The organism is Enterococcus sp. DIV0660C (assembly GCF_017316125.1).
In the GTDB taxonomy this organism is placed as follows: domain Bacteria; phylum Bacillota; class Bacilli; order Lactobacillales; family Enterococcaceae; genus Enterococcus_B.
Window position 1 is genome coordinate 32,384 of the sequence record NZ_JAFLWA010000019.1, and the last position, 17,334, is coordinate 49,717.

Here is a 17,334-nt window from a genome sequence, read left to right on the forward strand (position 1 = left end):
TTCCTACTAACAATTTTGCAATATAATATTTTATGAAAAGAATTCACTCTGAAAGAAATTTCATGTATAATAGATGGAGTTATGAACTTGAGAGTAAGGAGGAGTTGTTTTGTCAGAAAACAAACAACATCCAGAAGAAAATAATAAGAATGAACACACGACAACGCAAGAAGTTATAGTCAAACGTAAAAATTTGCGTAAAAAAGAAGATAAGATCGTCGGCAAGATCATTTTAGTGATTGTGATTACTTTATTGGCAATTGTAGGCGTATTTGGCTTTACTACTTACAAATATGTTGAAAGTGGCTTGCAACCGTTAGATAAATCGGATAGTCAATTAGTTCAAGTAGAAGTTCCAACTGGTTCTTCGAATAAACAAATTGGCGAAATCCTCGAAAAGAATCATGTTATCAAAAGCGGTATCGTTTTTAATTATTATACGAAATTTAAAAATTTAACTGGTTTTCAAGCAGGATTTTATCAAATGTCTCCAGACATGACTTTAGATGAGATTGGTAAATTATTGCAAGAAGGCGGAACTGCTGAAGCAAAAGCAGTTGCCGATGGAAAAATCACGATTCCTGAAGGTTATGATATTGACCAGATAGCGAGTCGAGTGGCTAAAATAACTGGGAAAGATAAGCAAGAATTTCTAGATTTAATGACGGATGAAGCTTTCTTAAAAGAGTTGTATGAAAAATTCCCAGAACTATTGGAAAGCACGTCTCAAGCTAAAGATGTAAAGTATCATTTAGAAGGTTATTTATTCCCAGCTACTTATGATTATTACAAGGATACGTCATTGAAAGATTTAGTTATCCAAATGGTTGAAAAAACAGACTCAGTTATGCAAGATTACTATACGACAATCAAACAACAAAATCATACTGTTCAAGAGGTGTTGACATTAGCTTCTTTAGTTGAAAAAGAAGGTGTCAAAGAGAACGACCGCAAGAATATTGCACGAGTTTTCTACAACCGAATTGAGTCAGATATGCCGTTGCAAACGGATATTTCCGTTTTATATGCGCTTGGCGAACACAAAGAAACCGTTAGTTATACAGATACTGCAGTTGACTCTCCATATAACTTATATACAAATACAGGGTTTGGCCCTGGACCATTTGATAGTCCTAGTGAGGAATCCATCAAAGCAGTCTTGTCTCCTGCAGATAATGATTATTACTATTTTGTAGCAGATATCAGTACAGGAAATGTATACTTTGCTAAAACATATGAAGAACACTTAGAATTAGTTGAAAAATATGTCAATAAATCATAAAATAAATTAGTGTTATTGATTCATTTTTAGAAAAACATTTACATTTTAGAAAAAGCATGGTAATCTTTTTTGGACTATAGTCCATAAAGGGTTACCTTTTGTGGTAGTTTATTGAGATGAAGGAGACGTTACGAATGGTAGAGAAAGTTTACCCAATGACGCTAGAAGGAAAAGAAAAGCTAGAACAAGAATTGGAAGAATTAAAAACAGTTAAACGCGGAGAAATTATTGAGCGTATCAAAATTGCTCGAAGCTTTGGCGATTTGTCAGAAAACTCAGAGTATGAATCAGCAAAAGACGAACAAGCTTTTGTAGAAGGACGTATCACGACGATTGAAACAATGATTCGTTTTGCACAGATCATTGATAATAACGGCGTTGATTCTGACGAAGTTTCAATCGGAAAAACAGTTACATTTGTTGAACTTCCGGACGGGGACGAAGAAGAATATACTATTGTTGGTAGTGCTGAAGCTGATCCATTTTCTGGTAAGATTTCAAATGACTCTCCAATTGCACAAGCGTTGATTGGAAAGTCAAAAGGCGATGAAGTAACAATCACTACACCGGGTGGAGATATGTTAGTTAAAATCGTTAAAGTTGAACAAGCTTAATTTGTTAACAGACCTAGAGCGTAATCAGTTGATTCGTCTAGGTCTTTCTTTTTGGTTTATTTGATAGAAAAATAAATTTTACAACCAGAGACCTATAGTAAAGCCTCAAAAAAATAGGTATGATGAAGAAAGTGAGTAGGAAAGGAGCAAGCTGATGAATAGTTCTTTACGATTTTTTTTCGTAGTCGAAACCTTATTGCTATTATTTGCTGTTTGGCAAATTGTTAATAATACAGAAATCTTGATCTTCGTGGTTTTTGGTATACTCAATATTTATTTGGCACTGCGCAAGAAACCACGCAAAAAATTTCAAAAATTTCAATTGATTTTAGGGAGCTTGATCCTCTTTTTCAGTTTGATTAGTAGTCCAGCACTTTGGTTGATGCTGATTTTTGCCGTGTTGTTTATTGGATTAAAAGGTGTTGAAATCTCTGGTATTGATTTAACCAAAAATGCTTTTTGGCGAAAAAAACAAATGATGATGATTCAAACGGAACAGCTGAAATCTCATAACAACGAACGTACTAAACAACAACTAATTGGAAATCAAAGAATTGGTTCAGATGTGTATGAATGGGATGACATCAATATTGCAATTGCCTCAGGTGACACAATCATTGATTTAGGAAATACCTTGTTACCTAAGGATGATAATATTGTGATTGTCCGAAAAGGTGTAGGTCGAACAAGAATTCTTGTTCCATTAGGGATAGCCATTAGTCTTGAGCACGCGACATTATTTGGAAATGTTTATTTTGAAGAGGAACAATTTTCATTGAAAAATGAGTCAATCAAAATCTATAGTAATGATTATGATGAAAACCCTCGGCGGTTGAAAATCATTACGAATACGTTGCTTGGTGATGTTGAGGTGATTCGTGTATGATTGGAAAAATCTCCCGATCAATGATTGCTTTTTATGCTTCACTAGGCACATTTATGGTTATTTTATTCGCTATGTTCACCTATTTTTATGCAAGCAAACAGACGCATTGGTGGGCGGAATTATTGCAAGCAAGATTGCTTTATGTACCACTGATTTTTCATTTATTTGCTCTTTCCTTAGGTGTAGGTTTATTGACTTTTTTGATCGTATCAGTTGTTCAAAAAGCAAGATATGGTAAAATCGAAGAAAAGTTACGAGCAGTTTCTTCCGGCAACTATGATGCGAAAATTTTGGATCAGCCAATCGTAGCACCAACCGATAATGAATACATCAAAGATATTGACCAAGAAATCATTAAAATCAAAGAAAAAATGATTGAAGTTTCAAGTGAGCTTCAGATCTTAACAAGTCGACCACAGTATGTAAATGGACAAACAAAAGAAGAAATCTTAGAATTAGAGAGACACCGGTTAGCCCGTGAGTTGCATGATTCTGTTTCACAACAGTTATTTGCTGCCATGATGATGATGTCTGCTTTGACCGAACAAGCAGAAAAAAGTGACACCCCAGAAGTTTTTCGTAAACAATTACGTATGGTCGCGGATATCATCAATGCTTCTCAATCCGAGATGCGCGCGTTATTGTTACACTTACGTCCTGTTAATTTGGAAGAGAAAAGCTTGAAACAAGGAATTGAACAATTATTAAAAGAGTTACAAAACAAAATTCAAATTTCGTTGAAGTGGGAGATTGAAGACGTTCAATTATCCAGTTCAATTGAAGACCACCTTTTCCGAATTGTGCAAGAGCTGCTTTCAAATACACTACGCCATGCAAAAGCAAATGAATTAGAGGTCTATTTACATCGGATCGATAATAATTTATTACTACGTGTTATTGATGATGGAACGGGATTCAATATGAACGAAACGAAAACGGGAAGTTACGGTCTAGTAAATATCAAAGAACGTGTGGCAGGAATTGGTGGCACAGTGAAGATTATTAGCTTTAAAGGACAGGGAACGAGTGTCGAGATCAAAGTTCCTTTAATTAAGGAGGTATAACGACGGATGATAAAAGTAATGCTCGTAGATGACCACGAGATGGTGCGTTTAGGTGTTTCTTCTTACTTATCTATTCAAGACGACATCGAAGTAGTTGGAGAGGCTGAGAATGGCTTAATTGGCTATGAAAAAGCAATGGAATTGCGACCAGATGTTATTCTAATGGATCTAGTGATGGAAGAAATGGATGGAATCGAGTCAACAAAAGCGATCTTAAAAGATTGGCCAGAGGCAAAAATTATTATTGTCACCAGCTTTATTGATGATGAAAAAGTATATCCTGCGATTGAGGCTGGCGCTGCAGGTTATTTATTAAAAACTTCGACTGCACATGAGATCGCAGATGCGATTCGTGCAACGCAACGTGGCGAGCGAGTGTTAGAACCAGAAGTAACAACGAAAATGATGGAAAAGATGAGTCGGCGAAACGAACCTATTTTGCATGAAGACCTGACGAAACGAGAAAATGAAATCTTGATGTTGATTTCTGAAGGAAAGAGTAATCAAGAAATTGCAGATGAGTTATTTATCACTTTAAAAACAGTCAAAACCCATGTTTCAAATATTTTAGCAAAACTTGAGGTTGAGGATCGTACTCAAGCAGCAATTTATGCATTCAAACATGGTTTGATCAAATAACGAATCGATAAATAAAAAGACAGCTGATCATAAACAACTGCTTAAAATCAAAAAGAATGTAGGGCAAGACTAATTGTGTTTTGTCCTGCTTTTTTGTTTTTGTGAAGTGAGACCAGAAAGTTTCGGAGGATAAGGCTTTGAATAAGTCTCGCCTCTTTTGTTTTTGAAAAGGCTTTGCTATACTTGAAAAGAAATAAGAATGAAGAGGAGTAATGACTTGAAACAGAATTTTGCAATCATCGGTCTTGGTCGATTTGGTGGCAGCATCTGTCGCACGTTGATTGAATCAGGACAAGAAGTTTTGGCAATTGACAGCAATGAAGATCGTGTAAATGAATATATGAATATTGCTACGCATGCAGTGGTGGCAAATGCACAAGATGAAATGACTTTACGTTCGTTAGGCATTCGTAACTTTGATCATGTGATTGTGGCAATTGGTGAAGATATCCAAGCCAGCATTTTAGTAACACTAATGGTCAAGGAGATGGGTGTGCCAAATATACTGGTGAAGGCACAAAATGAATATCATGCACGCGTTTTAGAAAAAATTGGCGCAGATCGCGTAGTACATCCGGAAAGAGACATGGGGGTTCGTATTGCGCATAATTTAGTTTCAAAAAATATTTTAGATTATTTAGAGTTGACGGATGCTTACTCATTAGCTGAGATTCGAGTATCCAATCCTAAATTTTTCAATAAAACACTTGGTGAACTAAATTTCCGACAACGGTTTGATTTAACTGTTGTAGCAATTCGTCGAGTTGATCGAACAGTCGTTGTTTCTCCAGCAGCGGATGAATTTGTCCGCCAAAATGACAATTTATTAGTAATCGGAGAAACAGAAGATGTAGAGATGCTTGACGATAAAATGAATCAATAATTATAGGGGTGAATGATTTTGACTAAATTAACAGTAACACCTGCAGCACAAGAATGGTTCAAAAAAGAAGTGAATCCACCTGAAAATCTTGGTATTCGCTTTTTCGGAAAAGTTTATGGTAAAACAGAGGTACACGAAGGATTTTCGATTGGATTATCAGTTGAAGAACCAGAAAATGTGATTGAAGAAGAATTGATTGATGGCATGAAATTTTTTATTGAAGAAGCAGATGAATGGTTTTTCAAAGGATATGATTTGGTTGTCGACTATGATGCCAAAAAAGATGAACCGGCCTATCATTTTGAAAAAAATGATTAAAAATAGAACAAAAAAAACGGCGAAATCATTGATTGGTTTCGCCGTTTTTTTGGATGAATGACTCTAATCTGTTTCGTTCGCAAAATAAAAATAACCTGATTACTGGATTTTAGGAAGTCAATGAATTTTTATTTTAATAACCAGAAAGTAACTGTACTTGATTAACTGTAAGAGCTTGATCTGAAAGATAACTTTCAAGATTCTTGAGAAAAATGTCCATAAATTTAGTTTGGAAATGGGGAGTCAATCCAGCAATATGTGGTGTGATTAGCACATTTTCCATTGACCAAAGCGGACTGTTTTCTGGTAATGGTTCCTCTTCAAAAACATCTAGCGCTGCAAAAGCTAGTTTCTTTTGATTCAGCGCGTCAATCAATTCGTCGGTCTTAACAGATGGTCCACGACCAACATTTATAAAGAGCGCTGTTGGTGAAAAGAAAGTGAACATTTCTTGATCAAATAGACCATTGGTTTGTTCGGTCAGCGGCAAGATGTTGATTACGATATCCATCGTTGGTAAGACCTCTTTAAGTTTTGCTAACGGAAAGGTCTCTTTAATATGTTCTACTGGTCGACCGGTCGTATTGATACCATAGATTTCCATTCCAAAAACTTCTGCTCTTTGAGCGACCATTTTACCGATATGCCCAGTACCGATAATCAGTAACTTTTTCTTTTGGATCGCTTGATAGTGAATGTCAGAACCAAGCCATTTTTGAGCAACTTGTGCTTTTTGTGCCTGAAAAAGACCACGAGAATACCCAAAAATGATGCCCATCAAATGTTCGGCAATTGATTCACTATGGATACCACTACCATTCGAAAGTAAGATATCATGTTTTGAAAATTCTTCTAAGGGCAAGGTGTCGACACCTGCAGAAATGGATTGAACCCATTTCAAATTATTGCTTGCTAGTAGTTCGGGTTGAAATTCACGATTCCAGCCCAAGCTGATTTCAACTTGTGAAAGTTCAGCAGTGGTTAGCTCTGTTTTGAATTGATAATTTGGTGCAAGCGTCTCGATTCTTTCGATAAATTCTTCACGAAAAGGACGAGTGGAGTAAATGATTGGCTGTTTCATAGATTTGACCACCTTTCTTGTCTTAAGTGTAGCGCAAAGTGCGCAAAGTTTGAAGTAAGTTGATGAGGAAGGAGAACAGCAAATAAAAAAAGAGCCATGACAGCTGTCATGGCTTAAAGTGAATTATTGTTTTGGTAATTGAAATCTTGGCCAACCTTTACATGCCTGAATGAAAATAAATAAGCCGACTAATGTGATGAAGATGCTTGTATCAAATGTTGGAACAAAAATTAAAATGACAGTGGAAAGTAGGGTTGGTAACGTAATCGCATAAATCATTGTTTTTAAACAGTCAAGGAATGTTGCCCTAGTTAAACGTAGACGAGCATAGATATAGCCTGCAAAGCTCGCAATGATCAATGTAATCAGTAGATTAAGAAAACTTGGATAAATTGTGATAATAAAAGTCACTGCTTTAATCCAGAATGGAATCGTTGAGTTTGCCAAAACTTCGCGCATTTGTTGCCCATTCAAGTTAGCTAATGCCTCATTTGAATAACTTAAGACCATCTCATTGCTACCTAACAAAGAAGTAGTCGTACCAGTATTTGGTAAGGCAATAACCATCTGATCTTTCAGCATGCCAACACTGATAAAATTCCCCATCAAATCAGTAGAAATATCATGTTCAGAACGTTTCCCATCAGGATCAAAAGTAAAAATGATGGAATTTGTCTGATAAATGAAACCTTTAGCGCCATGGGCATCTAATTGCCCATCTTTGATTTCAAAATCAGGGATTTTTTTGGCGATTTGTTGTCCGTCAGTCTTGATGTTATCCAAAACTTGAAAGACTTGGAATGAAATTGGTAAAGCCATGATCACACTTAGCACTAGGAGATAAAGAATCGATTTCCAAAAAGGAGTTTGTCGTGCCTCTTTGAGATTTTTGAATTTTGTAAATGAATTGAATATTAATTGTTTTGTTGTCATAATAGCTCCTCTTTAGTATTGTCTTCAACAGCAATTCTAGCGAAGTATAGCTGGAAATACAAGAGAAGGAGGCAAAATTACAAGATTGATTGGCTGTTAATCGGAAAAATGTTATCCTTACAGAAAGTAATTGTTTGTTTTTTTATGGATCAACAAAACTGTTTACTAATTTTTTAATAATCTGGCTGAAAGTTTTTTGAAAATAGCGTATGATAAATAAGAATTTTAATAAGGGTAGGTTCAAAAATGAAAGTATATTTGCAAATCAAAGAATTTTTAGAAGAAAAAGGGTACTGGGAAATTTTTGTGTATATTTTTTTTGGTGGGTTAGCAACAGTGGTAAACTTTGTGACCTTTGCGTTAGCATTACAAGTATTTGGTTTAAGCATGGTCGTTTCAAATACGATTTCCTGGATTTGTTCGGTGTTGTTTGCTTTTGTAACAAATAAAATTTGGGTTTTTCATTCTAAATCACCAAGTTTTTGGCATATGGTAGGAGAATTTGCAAAATTTCTTTTCTATCGAATTGTTTCCTATGGACTGGACATGGGCGCTATGATTTTACTCATTCAGGGGTTAAATAGTAACGAGTATGTGGCTAAAATCATTACACAAATCTTAGTTGTTTTGGCTAACTATATATTCAGCAAGTTATTTATTTTCAAAAAAACTGAGGTAATTGATGAAATCAAAGAAACCAAATAATCGAATCGAAAAACAATAACAAAAATCGTAGGCATAACTTTTGAAGAATTCTCAACTCTTTGTTACTCTTTTGAGTGTAAAGACTAACAGGATTATTGAGGAGGAAGATTTTCAATGACTTACACATTACCTGATTTACCATATGCATATGATGCTTTGGAACCTTATATCGATGAAGAAACAATGCACCTTCATCATGACAAGCACCATCACACTTACGTGACTAATCTAAATGCAGCGATCGAAAAACATCCAGAACTCGGAGAAAAATCAATAGAAGAATTAATTTCTGATATGGATGCTATTCCTGAAGATATCAAAACTGCAGTTCGCAATAATGGTGGCGGACATGCAAACCATTCATTCTTCTGGAAGATCATGGCACCAAATGCTGGTGGCGAACCAACAGGAGCAATCAAAGAAGCAATTGATGCTGCTTTTGGTGACTTTGCTTCATTTAAATCAGAATTCAAAACTGCAGCAACTGGTCGTTTTGGTTCTGGTTGGGCTTGGCTGGCTGTTGATAATGGTAAATTAGTTATTACTTCAACTGCTAATCAAGATTCACCTTTGATGGAAGGTCAAACGCCTGTATTAGGTTTAGACGTGTGGGAACATGCCTATTATTTGAAATATAAAAATGTACGTCCTGATTACATCGAAGCGTTCTGGAATCTTGTGAACTGGGATGAAGTAAATAAACAGTTTGAACAAGCAAAATAACGTGTTCATATGTTAGTTCCATCTTTAGTTGTTTCCGGAAAAAGTAAAAAACAGCCTTGCGAGCGTTTTCTAAATTCGGTATAATATTTTTGTAAGAGGAATTCTTACAAGAACATTTTTTGGAGGCTATACACTTATGGAACACGGAACAGTTAAATGGTTCAACAATGAAAAAGGATTTGGGTTTATTACAGTAGATGGCGGAGATGACGTATTCGTACACTTCTCAGCAATTCAAGGAGATGGCTTTAAGAGCTTAGAAGAAGGTCAAGAAGTTGAATTCACAATTGTTGAAGGTTCACGCGGACCTCAAGCTGCTGAAGTGACTAAATTATAATATTTGTTGAATAAACGATCTTATCAAAAATAAATCCCTTTGAAAAAAGTTAGATTTGTTTCACGAGATCATACAAAAAAGGAGTTGTGGCTTGTGCTACGACTCCTTTTTTAGTTTGTATAAATGAATGAGTTACAGAAGGAAATGTTCTTTAATAAAGTGAACCAGTGAATGGATTTGTTTTTCAATATCTTGGATGGAAATTGTGACAACTATAGGTTCTTCCTCAAATGTGGGCATAGTAAGTAACGTATCGGTTGTTCGGATGATCAAATCTGGTTGAATGGAAAGGTCATTGGTCATAAATAGATTGATGTAAGGACGTAAAGAATCATTGATCTTTTTCATGGCTGCTAGTTCTAGCGAATGCGGAAGGTCACTTTCAAATTTGACATTGAGCTGCTTGTCAAAATACGTTGGAGGAGCGATAATCAAAAATGCTTCCGTTAAGATCCAAGGACGTAACCAATAAAGCGCTTCCTCTTGATGCTTGAATTCAGTACAGACTCGAGACATTTCTTCCAAGTAACTTGGATTTTGGTGAACATGTTATTCAAACGCAAATGGATGAGTTACTGATTGCTAAAGAAAATCAACAAGTAACGACAGGTGTTGTTCAAATCAGTGATACGCGATTGGTAGAAAAATTTTGGCAGTTAAAAGTGGAGCAGTTAACTTCATGGAACCAAGGTACGAATGAACTTTTGGCACAATTACAAATTAAGAACGCTGACCTGATTTCAACTTTTCCTGCAGGTTCAGTTAGTAGCACCGCCAACCAGATTGTTGGATTAAATGTTGGTGTTCAACAACCACTTATCCAGTTAAATGGAACGACGCAACCAGGTGATGTTTTGTTAAATCTTAGTGAATTTCAATTATTTGTTCCGAAAGAGGCTGTGAAATCGACGGGAACTTACCAAACCGTTTTGGAGTGGGTGTTGTCAGATACACCTAGTTAGATTGCTAAAGGAGGAAGAATGGTTATGAAAAAGAAAATATTTACAAGCTTAACGATGTTAGGTCTGTGCTTACTTTCTAGTCAATTTGTTTTTGCAGACGCACAGACACAAGGAGAAGTGAATTATCTTCCGGGGACATTAGAATTTGATTATACGAGTGAGATTCCGACTGATTTAAATTTTGGTGAACACCCAATTCAAACTGTAACGGCAGAAAATTGGAGTGCAACGACAACAGGTGAACAGGCAGCACCAGCGACAACTGGAGCGGTCGACGTCCGAGATAACCGAGGAAATCTTACTGGAACTTGGTTGGTGAAAGTAGCACAAGTCGAACAATTTCAAACGAGTGACGAAGTAGAATTGACAGATGCAGTGTTAAGTTTGTCGTTTGGCTCAGTTACAAATAACTTATCTTTAAGCCCAACGAGCACTTATGAAAATGATGAATTAGCTATTCAGGTATTTAACCAGGAATTTACGGTCTTAAGTGCAACGGCTGGGGAGAATTCTGGAGATACTTCCTTGGCAATCAATCAGTTTTCTTTAGCGGTACCAGCTAATACGAATAAAGTTGCAGCAGAGTATATGACAACCTTGAATTGGACATTTTCTTCAACACCCGAACCATAAAAAGTTGAGTAGATGAAAAAAGGAGGGATAATTGTGAAATGGTTGATTGGAATATTGGGAATAGTCGGATTAGGATTGGGATTTGTGGTGCCGATTCAGGGAGAATCACTCCAAAGTTTTGATGCGCAAATTCAACCGAATCAAGAAATAACTACCCAAAATGATGCCTATTTTGATTTACAACTAGCACCTGAACAAGAAGTACAGTTAAAAGTAGTTGTGACGAATTTAAAAGAGACACCAGTCACAATTATTTCTTCTTTTAATCGCGCAAGAACGAATCAACTTGGTGTTGTCGAGTATTCTGGAAAAAATCAGGATACAACACAAGCGTTACCAGCCGATATTGAACAAGTAGTCCAATTGTCACAAAAAGAATTTCTTTTAAAAGGACATGAGCAAAAAATTCTTGCGTTAACTGTCAAAATGCCAAATAAACCATTTGAAGGTGTGCTTGCTGGTGGAATTTATCTTCAAGAAAAGCCACGAGAAAAAGCAGAAGGTAACATTCAAAATGTTTTTTCTCGAGAAATCGCTGTTTTGCTACAAAATGAACGAGAAAAAATGGCGCCTGTTCTGGAAATGAAGGAAGCTTCCCCAACTCAAGTTAACGGTAGAAATGCTGTGAAAGTAGGGTTACAAAATACGAAGGCAACGTATTTATCAACAGCAGATATTCAGTATGAGTTATTTAAAGAAAAAGAAGAAACTCCTCGATTAAGTGGAAATCAAGCGATTGGATTTGCTCCTAATAGCGGTATGACATACTTGATCTTTTTAGAGGGGCAAAAGTTCGAGGAGGGAACATACCGCTTAAAAACAACGGTTAGTAAAGAAGAGTTTCATTGGAGTGAGGAAACATTATTTAGGGTGACTAAGAAGACATCTGACTCTTACAATAGAAAAGATGTTTCAATTGAAGAACCCAAAAATCCGTTTCCATGGTTGATGTGGCTAGGGATTGGAATAATTTTCGGATTGATTGCAGTAATTGTCTGGTTGTTAAACAAGTTACGAAATAAACAAAATGAATAAAGTTTGAATCAGAAAGCTGGGACAGTGTGGTGTTCCAGTTTTTTTGTGTGGCGTTTAGAAAGTTCTTTAAAATAAAAGTGTTCTTGCTTAAGATAGGATAAAAAGAGAAAGTGTTTTGTATGATAGTGCGCATTTAGTAGAAGCTGACAACTTGGCACTATAACTTTTATTCAAAAAAAGCATAAATTTTTCATTTTATGCAATTTATCACTCATTTATACACAATTCTGCCTTTTCTCGAAAGTAGTGCTATGGTATGATAATGAAGAATTTTGAAAATTTACATAATTTCTGATCTGTTCTTTAAAGTTTTATTATGATTAAAGTGGGGAATTGCTGAATAAATTGTTGTATGAGAAAATATTTTAGAAAATGTGAAACAGAGGTGTACTATGAAGCGGTGGCAAAAAGTAGTTTTAGCTTTTCTCGGAGTTTTTGTTCTTTTGATTGTCGGACTTTCGGCATATGGAATCAAATTTATGGGTGAAGCAAATCAAACAGTCAACAAAATTTCAAAGAATTTAAATCGAGTTTCAACTAAACGATCGGACAAAGTCAGTATTGACGATCGAGAACCATTTTCCGTTTTATTACTCGGACTAGACACTGGTGGCTTAGGACGGACAGAACAAGGTCGTTCAGATACCATGATGGTTGTAACAGTTAATCCAGAAAAGAAAACTTCAACAATTGTCAGCTTGGATCGTGATATTTATACGAATATCGTTGGTTATGGAACAGTGGACAAATTAAATCACGCCTATGCATTTGGTGGGGTCGAAATGGCAATGGATTCGATTGAGCAATTGTTGGATATACCACTTGATCATTATGTGACGATCAACTTGGATGGAATGAAAGATTTGATTGATGCAGTTGGTGGGATTGAAGTTAATAATAAAATTGACTTCACACTAGATGGAGTCCACGTACCTGTTGGCAAACAAAAGCTAGACGGTGAGACAGGATTAGCCTATGCCAGAATGCGCCATGAAGATCCAGAAGGGGACATCGGTCGTCAACGCCGTCAACGTGAAGTTGTCACGAAAATCGTCAATAAAGTTCTAAGTCTAGATGGTGTAAGCAATTATCAAAAGATTTTAAAAGCAGTTGAAAACAATGTGAAGACGGACTTGGAATGGGACGATATGTTAGATGTTGCAACGAATTATACTGCAGCATTCAATAAAATCGACCAAGGACAGCTACAAGGGGAAAGCACAACAATTAATGAAATTTATTATCAAATTCTTGGTCAAAATGAGTTATTGAAAGTTCAAAACAAATTGAAAAAACAATTAGATTTGAAAACAAGTAGCACGTTGCCTAATTTGAAAAATGATAATGCGTATCAAATGTTCTATGATGACTCAGAAGATGGGACGGGTCTAACTTCAAGTAGCACTGTCACCGATGGTAATGACTATTCAAATAATTATTCAAATGACTATTCCAACAGTTATTCAGACAATTATTCATCCACCTACTCAGATGGTAATGGGGATTATAACCAAGACTACAATCAAGACAATGGATATGGTACTGAAAATAACTACGATCAAAACAATAATCAAGAAAATTATGAACAATATACACCGGAAGATACGAATCAATACAATTATAATGGAAATTATTAAATAAAAATGAATCACCCCACTAAAAGTCGTCAGCCGATTTTTAGTAGGGTGATTCATTTTTATTAATAGATCGTAAATGAGACAATTTTTATCTGTTTATTTTTTAGTTAATTTGACAACGACTTCACAGCGAGCAGTTTGTGGAAACATGTCGACTGATTGCAAGTAGTCGACTTCATAACATTTGGTTAATTCAACTAAGTCACGAGCCAAGGTTGAAACATTACAAGAGATATAAACTAATTTTTTGGCTGGATGTTTCAATAAAGATTGAATTAATTTAGCATCCAAACCAGTTCGGGGTGGATCAACGATAATTCCATCAGGAGTAAATCCTTCTTCGAGCCATTTAGGTAAAAGTTCTTCTGCCGTTCCGACTTCATAACGAGTATTGTCGTAGCCCAAACGTGTTGCATTTTTTTTCGCATCCTCAATTGCTTGGGGAACAACATCCATTCCGCGAACTTCTTTTGCATATTTTGCAACGCTTAACCCAATTGTTCCCACACCACAATACGCATCCACAACTGTTTCATCTTTTTCGATGGCTAACGCTTTGATTCCTTCTTGATAAAGAATTTTTGTTTGTTCTGGATTCAGTTGGAAAAAGGCGCGCGGTGATAAATCAAAAGTGACTTCGTTGATTCGTTCTTCGATTGCTTCTTTTCCCCAAAGATGAATCGTTTCGTCACCCATTACTAAAGAAGTTTTTTGAGGTTGAACATTTTGCATAATGGAAACTACTTCAGGCAACCGTTCGTTGATTTCACGAATCAGTGCATTTTTTTGTGGAAACTTTTGACTTCGAGTAATAAAAACAACTTGCAGTTCTCCTGTCTGGATCCCTACACGAACCATGATTGTCCGAAAAATACCGCTATTTGTTCGTTCATCATAAATAGGTAGATCATATTTATTTAACAAGCGAACGACTGTATTCATCACTTTTTGTGTTCGAGGTTCTTGAACCAAACAATCAGTCAGTGGAACTAAATTATGTGAATTCGCTTGATATAAACCAGCCTCGATTTGGTTGGTTTTTTTGTTTTTTCTTAACTGAAATTGAGCTTTATTCCGATAGCGCCAAGGGTCTTCCATGCCAATCGTTGGTAATAAAGGAAAATGACGGAAGCCAGCAGGTTTGAATTTTTCAAGTGCTTGTAAAAGCAAATCTTTTTTGAAATCGAGTTGTGCATGGTAGGCTAAATGTTGTAATTGACAACCACCACATTCGTAATAAACAGGACAGGGAGCGACGACGCGTTGGCTACTTGATTTTTTTACTTTCACAAGTTCTGCTTCTGCATAACGAGATGTCGCCTTGGTGATTTTCACAAGTACTTCTTCCTTTGGTAAAGCATAGGGAACAAAAATAATCAATCGTTTGAAGTAGCCAATGCCTTCACCATTGATACCAAGTCGTTTAATTTTTAAAGGAACTGTTTGTCCGGTTTTGACAATTGTTTCTGCCATAGGTATCTCCTTTTTTTCGTTTGATGTGGGTCTATTCTATCACAAAATCGCTGTCGGCGGGGAGTTTCTATGATATGATAGAGAATATATGTTCGAGGAGGAGTTTCATGATAACAGTGACGAGGATCAGCAAAGGCAAGGGCCCTTTTTACCAAGTCGATTTATCTGTTGGCGAGCCACTACATGTTTCAGAAGATGTTTTAATTCGTTATCGTTTACTAAAAGGACGAGAGTTAGATGAGGAACTAATCAAAGAAATCAAAAAAAGTAGTGGAGAAGACTTTGGTTTTCAGCAAGCATTGAATTATTTGAGTTACCAATTACGCTCAGAAAAAGAAATTCGTACTTATTTAAAAGAAAAAGAAATCGTTCAAGAAGATCGAAATAAAATCGTTGCACGATTGAAAGAATTAGATTTGATCAATGATCTTGTTTATGGGGAAAGCTACGTCCGAACGCAGATGCGTCTGAGTGACAAAGGACCCAGAAAGTTGAACCAGCAGCTACAGCAAAAAGGGCTAAAACCAGAAATCATCGAGCAAGCATTGAGCCAATATCTTTTTGAAGACCAAGTGGAAGTTGCCAGTATCGCCGCACAAAAAGCATACAAAAAAAATCATGGAAAAAGCCAGAAAGAGCTCTTACGAAAAATTCAACAAAATTTAATGACCAAAGGCTTCAACTCAGAAGTGATCCAGCAGGCAATTGCCCAATTGCCACAAGAAGTGGATGAGGAAGCAGAGTATGGATTGTTGGTAAACCAAGGCGAAAAATTATGGCGAAAGAATGCACGTTTTGATTTAACAAAACGTAGGATGAAAGTCAAACAGAGTCTTTATCAAAAGGGATTTAATCTGGACTTGATTCAACGATTTATTTCAGAAAAGGAAGCAGAAATCAGTGAATAAAGAGTGGGAAAACTGGTCAACAGAACAGACAAAAGAATTTCAGAAAAAATTTATTGAGTGGTATGAAAGAGAAAAAAGAAATTTACCTTGGCGCTATAATCGCGACCCATACCGTATCTGGATCTCAGAGATTATGTTACAGCAAACGCGCGTCGATACAGTCATCGATTATTTTTATCGGTTTATGGAGTGGTTTCCAACAATTGAAGCGCTAGCTAATGCACCAGAAGAAAAATTATTGAAGGCTTGGGAAGGACTAGGGTATTACTCTCGTGCTCGAAATATTCAAGCAGCAGCGAAACAAATCATGAGTGAATTTGGCGGGGAAATGCCGCAAACAGTTGCTGAAATCAGCTCTTTAAAAGGAATTGGTCCTTATACGACGGGAGCGATTGCTAGTATTGCCTTCGATTTGCCTGAGCCCGCAATTGATGGCAATGTGATGCGAGTTGTGAGTCGTTTGTTTTGTATTGAAGACGACATTGCAAAGGCGTCTAGTAGAAAAGTTTTCGATGAAGCAGTTCGAAGTATTATTGACGAAGAACATCCGGGAGAATTCAATCAGGCATTCATGGATTTAGGTTCAGCTATTTGTACACCAACTTCTCCAAAATGTGAGAGTTGCCCCATCCAATCTTTTTGTTTAGCAAATGAGCGTGGAATTCAAACTAACTTTCCTGTGAAAACAAAAAAAGCTAAGCCAAAAGATGTGTATTACGTGGCAGCAGCAATTCAAGATCAAGCAGGAAGCTTTTATTTGGAAAAACGGACAAGCCAAAAGTTATTGGCAGACATGTGGACGTTTCCGTTAGTTGAAGTCACACTTGAACGGTATCAGGAACTTCAGCAGGAATGGGCATCAGCCATTGACAATCAACCGAGTTTATTTGATGAGTTGCTGATTGCAGAAGAACAGAGGAATTTACCTTTTGCTCACCAGGAGACAGTTGTTTGGCAAAAGCGACATTTAGGTGAGGTAGTTCATGTGTTCAGTCACTTAAAATGGCATGTCCTTTTGTTTTACGGACGAGCAACAAACGTGACCACTCAACTGTTGCCAGAATCAGAAGCCACTTTGTGGATCGAGGAAGCAAAGTTTGCTCAATTTGTTTTTCCAAAAGTTCAAATGAAATTGGTAGACCAACTTGAGAAAAATCGAAACAATAGTAATCCTTCCTAGGCAAAGAGAAAGTTTATTGATATAATAATTACGATGTCGGT

Annotated in this window: 20 protein-coding genes; 16 read left to right on the plus strand and 4 right to left on the minus strand. The window is 36.4% G+C overall.

The features are described 5' to 3' along the window. The first annotated feature begins 109 nt into the window (after nt 1-109). The 7 genes from mltG (at nt 110) to DOK81_RS05235 (ending at nt 5,686) form a co-directional block, all read left to right on the plus strand. Nucleotides 110-1,282 (plus strand): endolytic transglycosylase MltG, encoded by a 1,173-nt coding sequence (gene mltG, locus DOK81_RS05205; RefSeq protein ID WP_206909078.1) that lies wholly within the window; start codon nt 110-112, stop codon nt 1,280-1,282. 134 nt (nt 1,283-1,416) lie between these two features. Next, nucleotides 1,417-1,896, plus strand: a complete 480-nt coding sequence (greA, locus tag DOK81_RS05210; protein WP_206909079.1) for a transcription elongation factor GreA — start codon at nt 1,417-1,419, stop codon at nt 1,894-1,896. Nucleotides 1,897-2,050: 154 nt separating this feature from the next. Continuing rightward, nucleotides 2,051-2,782: a cell wall-active antibiotics response protein LiaF gene (gene liaF / locus DOK81_RS05215; RefSeq protein WP_206909080.1), complete on the plus strand. Its 732-nt coding sequence runs from the start codon at nt 2,051-2,053 to the stop codon at nt 2,780-2,782. Beyond that, on the plus strand, nt 2,779-3,846 hold the full coding sequence (locus DOK81_RS05220) for a sensor histidine kinase (protein ID WP_206909081.1): 1,068 nt from the start codon (nt 2,779-2,781) through the stop codon (nt 3,844-3,846). Before liaF ends, DOK81_RS05220 begins: the two co-directional genes overlap by 4 nt. A 6-nt stretch (nt 3,847-3,852) precedes the next feature. Then, nucleotides 3,853-4,485, plus strand: a complete 633-nt coding sequence (locus DOK81_RS05225) for a response regulator transcription factor (RefSeq protein WP_206909082.1) — start codon at nt 3,853-3,855, stop codon at nt 4,483-4,485. 217 nt (nt 4,486-4,702) lie between these two features. After that, on the plus strand, nt 4,703-5,368 hold the full coding sequence (locus DOK81_RS05230; RefSeq protein ID WP_206909083.1) for a TrkA family potassium uptake protein: 666 nt from the start codon (nt 4,703-4,705) through the stop codon (nt 5,366-5,368). Nucleotides 5,369-5,380: 12 nt separating this feature from the next. After that, on the plus strand, nt 5,381-5,686 hold the full coding sequence (locus tag DOK81_RS05235; protein ID WP_206899916.1) for an iron-sulfur cluster biosynthesis protein: 306 nt from the start codon (nt 5,381-5,383) through the stop codon (nt 5,684-5,686). Between the two features lie 133 nt (nt 5,687-5,819). On the opposite strand, the gene DOK81_RS05240 is transcribed toward DOK81_RS05235, so the two are convergent. Then, on the minus strand, nt 5,820-6,767 hold the full coding sequence (locus tag DOK81_RS05240) for a phosphoglycerate dehydrogenase (RefSeq protein WP_206909085.1): 948 nt from the start codon (nt 6,765-6,767) through the stop codon (nt 5,820-5,822). A 123-nt stretch (nt 6,768-6,890) separates the two neighbouring features. Beyond that, nucleotides 6,891-7,700, minus strand: a complete 810-nt coding sequence (locus DOK81_RS05245) for a DUF1189 domain-containing protein (protein WP_206909086.1) — start codon at nt 7,698-7,700, stop codon at nt 6,891-6,893. A 246-nt stretch (nt 7,701-7,946) separates the two neighbouring features. On the opposite strand from DOK81_RS05245, the gene DOK81_RS05250 reads away from it, so the two are divergent. From DOK81_RS05250 to DOK81_RS05260, 3 genes are all read left to right on the plus strand, one after another. Then, nucleotides 7,947-8,405, plus strand: coding sequence for a GtrA family protein (locus DOK81_RS05250; RefSeq protein ID WP_206909088.1), 459 nt, complete (start codon nt 7,947-7,949; stop codon nt 8,403-8,405). Between the two features lie 114 nt (nt 8,406-8,519). Beyond that, the gene (locus DOK81_RS05255) at nt 8,520-9,128 is read left to right on the plus strand and encodes a superoxide dismutase (RefSeq protein ID WP_206909089.1); all 609 of its coding nucleotides are present in this window, start codon (nt 8,520-8,522) and stop codon (nt 9,126-9,128) included. Between the two features lie 136 nt (nt 9,129-9,264). Continuing rightward, complete coding sequence (locus tag DOK81_RS05260) at nt 9,265-9,465, plus strand: cold-shock protein (protein WP_067480755.1); 201 nt, start codon at nt 9,265-9,267, stop codon at nt 9,463-9,465. Between the two features lie 132 nt (nt 9,466-9,597). Here DOK81_RS05260 and DOK81_RS05265 read toward each other — a convergent pair whose 3' ends face one another. Continuing rightward, the gene (locus DOK81_RS05265; RefSeq protein WP_206909092.1) at nt 9,598-9,981 is read right to left on the minus strand and encodes a hypothetical protein; all 384 of its coding nucleotides are present in this window, start codon (nt 9,979-9,981) and stop codon (nt 9,598-9,600) included. Between the two features lie 14 nt (nt 9,982-9,995). On the opposite strand from DOK81_RS05265, the gene DOK81_RS05270 reads away from it, so the two are divergent. The 4 genes from DOK81_RS05270 (at nt 9,996) to DOK81_RS05285 (ending at nt 13,732) form a co-directional block, all read left to right on the plus strand. After that, on the plus strand, nt 9,996-10,427 hold the full coding sequence (locus DOK81_RS05270) for a WxL domain-containing protein (protein WP_206909094.1): 432 nt from the start codon (nt 9,996-9,998) through the stop codon (nt 10,425-10,427). Between the two features lie 24 nt (nt 10,428-10,451). Beyond that, complete coding sequence (locus DOK81_RS05275; protein WP_206909095.1) at nt 10,452-11,060, plus strand: WxL domain-containing protein; 609 nt, start codon at nt 10,452-10,454, stop codon at nt 11,058-11,060. Nucleotides 11,061-11,093: 33 nt separating this feature from the next. Continuing rightward, a complete protein-coding gene (locus tag DOK81_RS05280) occupies nt 11,094-12,095 on the plus strand; it encodes a DUF916 and DUF3324 domain-containing protein (RefSeq protein WP_347401437.1) in 1,002 nt (333 codons plus the stop codon). A 392-nt stretch (nt 12,096-12,487) separates the two neighbouring features. Further along, nucleotides 12,488-13,732: an LCP family protein gene (locus DOK81_RS05285; protein ID WP_206909099.1), complete on the plus strand. Its 1,245-nt coding sequence runs from the start codon at nt 12,488-12,490 to the stop codon at nt 13,730-13,732. Between the two features lie 96 nt (nt 13,733-13,828). Here the strand turns inward: DOK81_RS05285 and rlmD are convergent, their stop codons facing one another. Then, the gene (rlmD, locus tag DOK81_RS05290) at nt 13,829-15,205 is read right to left on the minus strand and encodes a 23S rRNA (uracil(1939)-C(5))-methyltransferase RlmD (protein ID WP_206909101.1); all 1,377 of its coding nucleotides are present in this window, start codon (nt 15,203-15,205) and stop codon (nt 13,829-13,831) included. Between the two features lie 107 nt (nt 15,206-15,312). Here rlmD and recX point away from each other — a divergent pair, with 107 nt between their 5' ends. Together recX and mutY are read left to right on the plus strand one after the other, a co-directional pair. Beyond that, on the plus strand, nt 15,313-16,113 hold the full coding sequence (gene recX / locus DOK81_RS05295) for a recombination regulator RecX (protein ID WP_206909103.1): 801 nt from the start codon (nt 15,313-15,315) through the stop codon (nt 16,111-16,113). Beyond that, nucleotides 16,106-17,293, plus strand: coding sequence for an A/G-specific adenine glycosylase (gene mutY / locus DOK81_RS05300; protein WP_206909105.1), 1,188 nt, complete (start codon nt 16,106-16,108; stop codon nt 17,291-17,293). Before recX ends, mutY begins: the two co-directional genes overlap by 8 nt. Nucleotides 17,294-17,334 lie beyond the last annotated feature (41 nt).

Coding starts and splice junctions, on each gene's coding strand:
- greA (WP_206909079.1), top strand. CDS start 1,417: ATGGTAGAGAAAGTTTACCCAATGACGCTAGAAGGAAAAGAAAAGCTA.
- liaF (WP_206909080.1), top strand. CDS start 2,051: ATGAATAGTTCTTTACGATTTTTTTTCGTAGTCGAAACCTTATTGCTA.
- DOK81_RS05220 (WP_206909081.1), top strand. CDS start 2,779: ATGATTGGAAAAATCTCCCGATCAATGATTGCTTTTTATGCTTCACTA.
- DOK81_RS05225 (WP_206909082.1), top strand. CDS start 3,853: ATGATAAAAGTAATGCTCGTAGATGACCACGAGATGGTGCGTTTAGGT.
- DOK81_RS05235 (WP_206899916.1), top strand. CDS start 5,381: ATGATTTTGACTAAATTAACAGTAACACCTGCAGCACAAGAATGGTTC.
- DOK81_RS05240 (WP_206909085.1), bottom strand. CDS start 6,767: ATGAAACAGCCAATCATTTACTCCACTCGTCCTTTTCGTGAAGAATTT.
- DOK81_RS05245 (WP_206909086.1), bottom strand. CDS start 7,700: ATGACAACAAAACAATTAATATTCAATTCATTTACAAAATTCAAAAAT.
- DOK81_RS05250 (WP_206909088.1), top strand. CDS start 7,947: ATGAAAGTATATTTGCAAATCAAAGAATTTTTAGAAGAAAAAGGGTAC.
- DOK81_RS05255 (WP_206909089.1), top strand. CDS start 8,520: ATGACTTACACATTACCTGATTTACCATATGCATATGATGCTTTGGAA.
- DOK81_RS05260 (WP_067480755.1), top strand. CDS start 9,265: ATGGAACACGGAACAGTTAAATGGTTCAACAATGAAAAAGGATTTGGG.
- DOK81_RS05265 (WP_206909092.1), bottom strand. CDS start 9,981: ATGTCTCGAGTCTGTACTGAATTCAAGCATCAAGAGGAAGCGCTTTAT.
- DOK81_RS05275 (WP_206909095.1), top strand. CDS start 10,452: ATGAAAAAGAAAATATTTACAAGCTTAACGATGTTAGGTCTGTGCTTA.
- DOK81_RS05285 (WP_206909099.1), top strand. CDS start 12,488: ATGAAGCGGTGGCAAAAAGTAGTTTTAGCTTTTCTCGGAGTTTTTGTT.
- rlmD (WP_206909101.1), bottom strand. CDS start 15,205: ATGGCAGAAACAATTGTCAAAACCGGACAAACAGTTCCTTTAAAAATT.
- recX (WP_206909103.1), top strand. CDS start 15,313: ATGATAACAGTGACGAGGATCAGCAAAGGCAAGGGCCCTTTTTACCAA.